Genomic DNA, 8,271 nt, shown 5'->3' on the forward strand with positions numbered 1-8,271 from the left:
GGGAGCCACGGGGGGCTGTTCTTGGCGATCTCAACATTCAGGGGGATGGAAAGTAGTTCGTCGATCTGGGCGATGCTGAGGACGACTGGAAGCTTCTTTTCGGGCTTCGGAAGCTGAACTTCCGCGACGGGGCTTTTTGGAAATCCGCGGCGATGGACGAGGAATTTATAAAAAGACCGCATGGCAGCGAAGCGCAGTCGGATCGTCGATCGGGCCAGTTCTTCCTTCATCATCTGGAAGAGCCAGGCGCGGAAATCGTCTGCTGTTAGATGGCGCCAGCCGGGGAAATCCGGTTCGCGCGTGGCGCGGTAGCCGTCGAGTGCGGCCCGGTAGTTGATGATCGTTCGCGGTGAGGCACTGCGTTCGATTTCCATGAATTGGAGGAAGTCGGCGGTGAGGTCATCACTCATGCTTCGGCAGCTTCTTTCGGCGGGTGCGAGTCATCGCCACGATGATCAGGATGAAGCCGCCCGCCGCCAGGGCGCCGGCGATGATGAGGCCGACACTTGCCATCTGGGCTTCGCTGCGGACCACGTCATCCGCCAGGCCTTCGACCTGCTTCAGGCGCTGCCTGACGAGGAGCAGCAGGATGGTCGAGGAAACGAACATGGTCAGGGCGATGCGGATCAGGCGGTTCATGGTGGCCAAGTGGTTCAGACACAGGACGGGCAGGTGCCGAAGAATTCAAGTTCGTGATAAAGGTTTCTGAAACCGGTTTTCTCCCGGATTTCCTCCTCAAGTTGGTGAACCGGGCAGGGTGCCTTGACGGACTCGATCAAGCCGCACTCGGTGCAGATCAGGTAGTCCTGATGACGGCCTGGGACGAGTAGCGTGAAATAGGCGGCGCGCTCGTGAAGTCCGAGGCGGCGGACGATGCCTTTTTCAGCAAGGCGCTGCAAGAGGCGGAAGACGGTTGCCTTGTCACATTGGGCGGTCAGACGCTCGGACTCGGCGAGTTCGCTGAGGGTCATCGGGCGCTCCGATTCAAGGAGGGTGGCAAGCAACTGCTCAAGGGCTTTGGTGCGACGCATACCGAGCTCCCGGCATCGGTCGACGGTTTCGGCAACTAAGGGGTCCATGAATGGGTGACTCTAAGTCAGGTGGGCGAAGGATGGAACGGAAATCTTAGAGGAGATCGGGTTGGATGCCTTCGCTTCTTTTCGGTAGCGGAGCGCCGATCTTTTCGTAGGCCGCAGGGAGGGCGATTCGTCCGCGGGGTGTGCGCTGGAGAAAGCCTTGGAGGATGAGAAAGGGCTCGTGGACTTCCTCCAGAGTCGAGGCGTCTTCACCAACGGCGACGGCAACGGATCCCATCCCGACTGGTCCGCCCTGGAATTTGTAGATCACGGCTTCCAGCAGGCGCTTGTCCATTTCGTCGAGGCCGTCGGAATCGATCTCGATCATCGCGAGGGCCTTGTCGGCAATCGGTCCGGTAATGGTGCCATCGGCCCGGACCTGAGCATAGTCTCGGACCCAGCGAAGCAGCGCATTGGCCACGCGGGGTGTGCCGCGCGAGCGTGAGGCGATTTCCATTGATCCATCCTGCTTGATCGGGATGTCGAGCAATCCGGCAGAGCGCTCGATGATCAAGGCGAGCTCCTCGGTGGTGTAATAATCGAGTCGGTTGACGAGTCCGAAGCGGGAGCGGAGTGGGGCCGTGAGCATGCCGGAGCGGGTGGTGGCTCCGACGAGGGTGAAGCGTGGGAGATTGAGCTGGATCGAGCGGGCGGATGGTCCGGAGTCGATGATGATATCGAGGCGGAAGTCCTCCATTGCCGGATAAAGGTATTCTTCAATTGCCGGATGCAGGCGGTGAATCTCGTCGATGAAGAGCACATCGCCCTTCTGGAGATTGGTGAGGACGCCAGCGAGATCGCCTGCCTTTTCGATCTGAGGGCCCGAGGTGGTGTGGAGTTGGGAACCGGTGGCGCTGGCGATGATGTTGGCGAGCGTTGTTTTCCCGAGTCCCGGTGGCCCGGAAAGGAGTACGTGGTCGAGGACATCGCCGCGGTTTCTCGCTGCTGCCACCATCAGCAGCAGGCGTTCCTTGACCTTTTCCTGGCCGATGAACTCGGAAAATGCTGGAGGCCGGAGGGAGACATCGAAGCTCGAGATTGGCTCGGACGTGGTCTGTTGGTAGAAATTCTCGCTCATCGGGCGTTGCTGCGAGGAGAGGACCACAGAGCGGGGCAGGGGACACGGAATTTCGTGAAGAACGAGCGCTTTCGATCATCGGCCAAGGCGGGTGGGAGGTGAGTCAGGTCACGAGTCGATGGGCGGTGGTGGTGATCGGGGCTTGATTGGAGGGAATACCGAGAGTTTTTAGGGAGAATCGTCTTTACAAGGCAGGCCGGATCCGTAGTTTTCGCGGCCCCGCAAGGGTTTCCAACGATTTTTGCCATGAAAGTTCTTTCCTCTCTCGCATCCGCCAAGCGTCGCCACACCGATTGTCAGGTGGTTTCCCGCAAGGGCACGACCTACGTCATCTGCAAGTCGAACCCGAAGTTCAAAGCTCGCCAGGGCGCGACCAAGGGCACCCGGCTTTCCAAGAAGGGCGTGAAGTAAGCTTCGGCTGAATCCTATTTTCGAAAGGCGGCTCCGGTTTCGGAGTCGCCTTTTTTTGTGGAGCTCGAGCGGCGCCATGATCCTCAGGGGGGATTGAAGGCGGCTTTCCGGAGGGTGAGGTCGGCGTGATGGGTCGAAAATATTGGGAGAAGCGGGTCTGAGCTGCGGGAAATGCGGATTCGCGATTGTCAGCCGACGGCTGCTCTGCTTTCTCCGGGGCCGCATGTCCGAACGCAAGACCCTCGATGAACGCCAGCAGATGACGGATTTGGAACGGCTTCGCCATTCCACAGCTCACGTCATGGCGACCGCCATCCTGCGGATCTGGCCGGATGCGCAGTTTGCCTACGGTCCTCCGGTCGAAAACGGCTTCTATTATGACTTCGACATGGAGCACCGGATCACGCCGGATGATTTCGAGAAGATCGAGGCGGAGATGCGGAAGGTGGCGAAGGAGAACCAGCGTTTCGAGCGGGTGGTGATTTCGCGCGATGAGGCGAAGGCGATGGCGGAGAGCGGTCGGCTTGGCGGGCTGTCCGAACGGCCGGGGAACGCGAGCCGCTTCAAGCTCGATCTGATCGACAAGATTCCCGAGGGTGAGGAGATTTCCTGTTTCCAAAATGGTGAGTTCATCGATCTCTGTGCGGGTCCTCATGTGGGCTCCACCGCGAAGACGAAGCACTGCAAGTTGATGAGTGTTTCCTCGTCATTCTACATGGGTGACGAGAAGAAGGGTCAGCTGCAGCGGGTTTACGGTACGGTGTTTCCGACGAAGGATGAACTGATGGGTCATCTGGAGCGTTTGGAGGAGGCGAAGAAGCGGGATCATCGCAAGCTGGGCCGTGAGTTGCACCTTTTCCACATCGATGAAGCGGTCGGTCAGGGACTGATCCTGTGGAAGCCGAAGGGCGCGCTGGTGCGTCGTTCTCTGCAGGATTTCATTACCTCGGAGCTCGACAAGCAGGGCTACTCGCAGGTCTTCACGCCGCACATCGGCAAGCTCGATCTTTACCGCACGAGCGGCCATTTTCCGTACTATCAGGACAGCCAGTATGCGCCGATTCCCGAGCGCGATACGCTGGAGAAGCTGGCGGATGAAAACGCCAGTTGTGACCAGTTGATCAATGGTTTGGAGAGCGGGGCCTATGAAGGCTACATGCTCAAGCCGATGAACTGCCCGCATCACATCAAGATCTATGCGAGCGAGCATCATTCGTATCGTGATCTGCCGGTTCGGCTGGCGGAATTCGGAACGGTTTATCGCTGGGAGCAGAGTGGCGAGCTGGGAGGCATGACTCGCGTCCGTGGCTTTACTCAGGACGACGCTCACCTTTTCTGCACGCCGGATCAGGTGGCGGACGAGGTTCAAAAATGCCTCGGCTTGGTGAAGACGGTGCTCAGCACGCTTGGCATGAACGATTACAAGGTGCGGCTCTCGCTCCGTGATCCGGACAGCGACAAGTATGTGGGCTCGGCGGAGAATTGGGACAAGGCCGAGGGGGCGCTGCGGGAGGCGGTCGAGGTGCTCGGCGTCGACTACACGGTCGAGCTTGGCGAGGCGGCCTTTTACGGCCCGAAAATCGACTTTGTGGTCAAGGATGTGATCGGTCGCGACTGGCAGCTGGGCACCGTGCAGGTTGACTACAATCTGCCGGAACGCTTTGAGCTCGAATACGTCGGTGCCGACAACAAGGTCCACCGGCCGGTCATGATTCACCGCGCGCCCTTTGGCTCGCTGGAGCGCTTTACGGGTCTGCTGATCGAGCATTTCGAGGGCAAATTCCCGACCTGGCTGGCTCCTGAGCAGGTGCGGGTGCTGCCGATTTCGGATAAATTCATGGAGGCAGCCGAGGAGGCGACCGCCAAGCTGGCCGATGCCGGCGTGCGGGTGAGCCTGGATCGGAGCTCAGACAAGGTGGGGGCCAAGATTCGTCTTGCCCGGTTGGATCGCGTGCCTTATATGCTCGTCTTAGGCGCTCGCGAGGTCGAGCAGGGAACGGTATCCATCCGTCACCGCGACAAAGACGACCTCGGCTCCCAGCCCATTGATGATTTTGTTGAAACGATACGCGAAGAAATTGCAAACCGGTCCCTTTGAGATGGCCGGTCTTCGCGCTGACGCGTCCGTATGATGGAACTCCGGACCAACGTTTCTCGACCTCCTTCGCGGAAAAGCCTGCGGAATGATCCGCGTGCCTCCGTGTCGCACTGAACCAAACGCCTCCTAAAGCTATCGCTAAGAAAAAGAAACGCTACAATCGCGCTCCGCGTGACATGACCCGCATCAACGAACGGATCCGCGCTCCGCGTGTCCGGGTGGTTCTTCCGGACGGTCAGCAGCTCGGTATCATGACTCCGATGGAGGCATTGCAGAAAGCCAAATTGGTGGGTCTCGACCTGGTGGAAATCGCTGCCAAAGCGGATCCGCCGGTTTGCCGGATCATTGACTACGGCAAGTACAAGTACGAGCAGGCGAAGCTTCAGAAGCAGCAAAAGACTTCGAAGAATGCGACGCGGATGAAGGAAATCAAATTCCGCGTCCGGACCGAGCAGCACGACTACAACATCAAGCTTGGCCGCATCGAGACCTTCCTCGACGAAGGGCACAAGGTGCGTGTGGTGCTGCAGTATCGTGGTCGTGAGAATGCCCACAAGGAGCTCGGTTTCGACAAGCTCAACCGGATCATCGGCGATCTCAAGACGATGGCCAACGTCGACCAGGAGCCGCGTCTCAGCGGACGCGCTGTCGGCATGCTGCTGTCGCCACTGCCGAAGGCGCAGCGTCAGCGGAAGTTCCATCTCTACCATGGTGAACTCATCGATGAAGATGAATTCGCTGCCGATGAGGACGATGAGGACGAAGACGTCGAATTCGTCGCCGCGGATGAGGATGACGATGACGAGGCGAGCGATTCCGACGACGGCAAGACCGCCGATAAAGAGGTCGATCCCTTCAAGGTTTGATCAGCTCCATCAAGTTATGGCTCTTCGATATCGACGGCACGCTCGTCGATACCGGAGGAGCCGGGATGAAGGCGCTGAAGGAAGCGACGAGGGTACATTTCGGCGCGGAAGGCCCCGAGCTGGACCTCGCAGGAAGTACGGATTTGGGACTCGTCGCGGGGATGTTGGCTCACTTCGGTCAGCCGGAGCAGGTCGAGGGAATCGAAAGCTTCTTCGCCGTCTATCTGGAGCGTCTCGAATGGAATCTTTCGAACGGAGGATTTGAAGGTCGGGTGCTGCCTGGTGTGACCGAGTTGCTCGATCGACTGGCAGGCAATGATGAAGTCACGGTCGGGCTGCTGACCGGCAATATCGCTGCCGGAGCGGCGACCAAGATGCGCCATTACGGTTTGCATCACCACTTTGGTTTTGGTGCCTACGGATGCGACTTTGCGGATCGGAACAAGCTGGGCCCGGTCGCCTTGGAACGCGCCGCGGATTTTGCCGGGAGGAATTTTTCTCCTGAGGAGACTCTGGTGATCGGTGACACGCCGAAGGACATCGCCTGTGCCCACGCCATGGGAGCCAGATGTCTGGCGGTGGCGACTGGAGGTTTCAGCGAGCAGGAACTCCGGGACTTCGGAGCCGACGAGGTTCTTGCCGATCTTGAGGGTTTTCTCGGCTAGTGCCTTGATTGAGGATGGACGGTTCAAAGCCGCAATCCATGCCGTCCGTTTGTCTGAATCGCACGCTTGGCAATTTAAGATGCCTCTTCGCGGGCTTCCCATGCCTTCGCTCGTTCCACCGCTCGTTTCCATCCGTCCATGAGGGTACTCATTTCGCCGGCTGGCCGCTCCGGTTTGAAGCGGATGTCCTCACTCCAGAGCGAGCGGATTTCTTCCTTGTTGTCCCAGAATCCGACTGCGAGACCGGCGAGATAGGCGGCACCCATGGCGGTGGTTTCGACATTTTCCGGACGGATGACGGGCACGTCGAGGAGGTCTGACTGAAACTGGATCATGGGTGTGCTGCGCGAGACGCCACCATCGACCCGCAGTTCCGTGATCTCGATGCCACTGTCCCTGGTCATGCACTCGGCAAGTTCGGCGCTCTGGAAAGCGATCGCTTCCAGAGCGGCCCGACAGAAGTGCATGCGGTTGGTTCCGCGGGTCATCCCGACACAGGTTCCACGTGCGTAGGGGTCCCAATGCGGAGCTCCGAGACCGGCGAAGGCTGGCACCAGATACATGCCGCCAGCGTCGGGCGTCAGCGCGGCGAGCTCGCTGCATTCATCGGCGGATTTCACCAGTTGCATTTCGTCGCGTAGCCAATGAATCACCGCGCCACCCATGAAAACCGATCCTTCGAGGGCATATTCGGTTTTGTCCCCGATGCGCCAGGCGATGGTGGTGAGTAGGTTGTTTTTTGATCGGACTGCTGTTTCGCCGGTATGCATCAGTAAGAAGCAGCCGGTGCCGTAGGAATTTTTGGCCATGCCGGGTTCAAAGCATGCCTGACCGAAAAGTGCCGCGTGCTGGTCGCCCGCGATTCCGGCGATCGGTACGTTTTTGGTCGAGAGCCCATAGACCTCGCTGCTGCTTTTCACTTCAGGCAGCATGGTGCGGGGAATCCCGAAGAGTTTCAGGATCTCGTCATCCCAGTCGCCGCTGTGGATGTTGTAGAGCAGGGTTCGCGAGGCATTGCTGGCATCGGTCACATGGACTTCGCCGTCGGTCATCTTCCAGACCAACCAGCTGTCGATCGTGCCAAACAGCAAGTCACCGGCTTCAGCGCGAGTTCGGGCACCTTCGACCTCTTCGAGGATCCAGCGGAGCTTGGTGCCGGAGAAGTAGGGGTCGAGCCGCAGTCCGGTTCGGTCGCCGAACCAGGGTTCGCGCCCTTCCTGCCTGAGCTTCGTACAGTAGTCGGCGGTGCGGCGGTCCTGCCAAACGATGGCGTGGTAAACCGGAACTCCGGTGTGCCTGTCCCAAACGACCGTGGTCTCGCGCTGGTTGGTGATGCCGATGGCGGCGAGGTCGTGGTGCCTGAGGCCAGCCATGCCAAGCGCCTTCGCTTCGGTGGCCGACTGGCTTGCCCAGATCTCCATGGGATCATGTTCAACCCAGCCGGGCTTCGGGTAGATCTGTTTGAATTCCATCTGGCTCGAAGACACCACTTCACCGGCGTGATTGACCACAAGGGCGCGGGAGCTGGTGGTTCCCTGATCGAGGGCGAGAATGAATTTATCCGGGTTCATGGGAGTTTTTGGGATGGGAAGAGTCTGCTTGAAGTGGCTCTCAAGGATCGAAAGGGAAGTACGATAAAGCCTTTTTAGAAGAGACCAACGATGAACGCCTTTCAGTCTGGCATTCCTGGAATGACGAAGCATTGCCACGGTGGCCGATGAACCACATCCTCGCAAGATCACGGTTCGTGAGGCAGTAGCCGAAGTAGCTCATGCAAAGTCGTTTTCTCAGACCCTCGTTGAATCTCCCTTTGGTCTTCTTGCTTGTTCTCGTTCTGACCGGCATCGCACCGGCTGGAGAACGCCCGAACATTCTATGGATCTTTTCCGAAGACCTCTCGCCCTACATGGGTTGCTATGATGATCCGATAAATTTGGGCCATACCCCCGCAATCGATGCGCTTGCCGCGAGCGGTGTTTTGTTCAAAAGAGCCTATGTTCCCGCGCCGGTTTGCTCCGCGGCGCGGTCGGCCATCATCACCGGTGTGATGCAAACAACGACCGGAACCCACCAGCAC

At 59.0% G+C, this 8,271-nt stretch carries 10 protein-coding genes; 5 read left to right on the plus strand and 5 right to left on the minus strand.

Features of this window, described 5'->3' with window-relative positions:
- The 4 genes from WBG04_RS18890 to ruvB all read right to left on the minus strand — a co-directional run.
- Positions 1-410: site-specific integrase (locus WBG04_RS18890; protein WP_424316275.1), on the minus strand; the 410-nt coding region annotated here is incomplete at its 3' end.
- Positions 403-639 (minus strand): hypothetical protein, encoded by a 237-nt coding sequence (locus WBG04_RS18895; RefSeq protein WP_424316276.1) that lies wholly within the window; start codon positions 637-639, stop codon positions 403-405. The genes WBG04_RS18890 and WBG04_RS18895, both read right to left, overlap by 8 nt.
- A 14-nt stretch (positions 640-653) precedes the next feature.
- The gene (locus WBG04_RS18900) at positions 654-1,079 is read right to left on the minus strand and encodes a Fur family transcriptional regulator (protein WP_424316277.1); all 426 of its coding nucleotides are present in this window, start codon (positions 1,077-1,079) and stop codon (positions 654-656) included.
- 46 nt (positions 1,080-1,125) lie between these two features.
- Entirely contained in the window at positions 1,126-2,154 is a 1,029-nt protein-coding gene (gene ruvB / locus WBG04_RS18905) for a Holliday junction branch migration DNA helicase RuvB (protein ID WP_424316278.1), read from the minus strand.
- 246 nt (positions 2,155-2,400) lie between these two features.
- Here ruvB and ykgO point away from each other — a divergent pair, with 246 nt between their 5' ends.
- From ykgO to WBG04_RS18925, 4 genes are all read left to right on the plus strand, one after another.
- Positions 2,401-2,565 (plus strand): type B 50S ribosomal protein L36, encoded by a 165-nt coding sequence (ykgO, locus tag WBG04_RS18910; protein WP_379710838.1) that lies wholly within the window; start codon positions 2,401-2,403, stop codon positions 2,563-2,565.
- A 223-nt stretch (positions 2,566-2,788) separates the two neighbouring features.
- Positions 2,789-4,663 (plus strand): threonine--tRNA ligase, encoded by a 1,875-nt coding sequence (gene thrS, locus WBG04_RS18915; RefSeq protein WP_424316279.1) that lies wholly within the window; start codon positions 2,789-2,791, stop codon positions 4,661-4,663.
- 176 nt (positions 4,664-4,839) lie between these two features.
- Positions 4,840-5,529 (plus strand): translation initiation factor IF-3, encoded by a 690-nt coding sequence (gene infC, locus WBG04_RS18920; RefSeq protein WP_424316280.1) that lies wholly within the window; start codon positions 4,840-4,842, stop codon positions 5,527-5,529.
- Positions 5,526-6,194 (plus strand): HAD family hydrolase, encoded by a 669-nt coding sequence (locus WBG04_RS18925; protein ID WP_424316281.1) that lies wholly within the window; start codon positions 5,526-5,528, stop codon positions 6,192-6,194. Before infC ends, WBG04_RS18925 begins: the two co-directional genes overlap by 4 nt.
- A gap of 74 nt (positions 6,195-6,268) precedes the next feature.
- On the opposite strand, the gene glpK is transcribed toward WBG04_RS18925, so the two are convergent.
- Positions 6,269-7,765, minus strand: a complete 1,497-nt coding sequence (gene glpK / locus WBG04_RS18930; protein ID WP_424316282.1) for a glycerol kinase GlpK — start codon at positions 7,763-7,765, stop codon at positions 6,269-6,271.
- Positions 7,766-8,013: 248 nt separating this feature from the next.
- Between glpK and WBG04_RS18935 the strand changes: the two genes are divergently transcribed.
- Positions 8,014-8,271 (plus strand): sulfatase-like hydrolase/transferase (locus WBG04_RS18935; RefSeq protein ID WP_424316283.1); only part of this gene is annotated, 258 nt, incomplete at its 3' end.

Source organism: Haloferula sp., assembly GCF_049672945.1.
Taxonomy (GTDB): domain Bacteria; phylum Verrucomicrobiota; class Verrucomicrobiia; order Verrucomicrobiales; family Akkermansiaceae; genus Haloferula.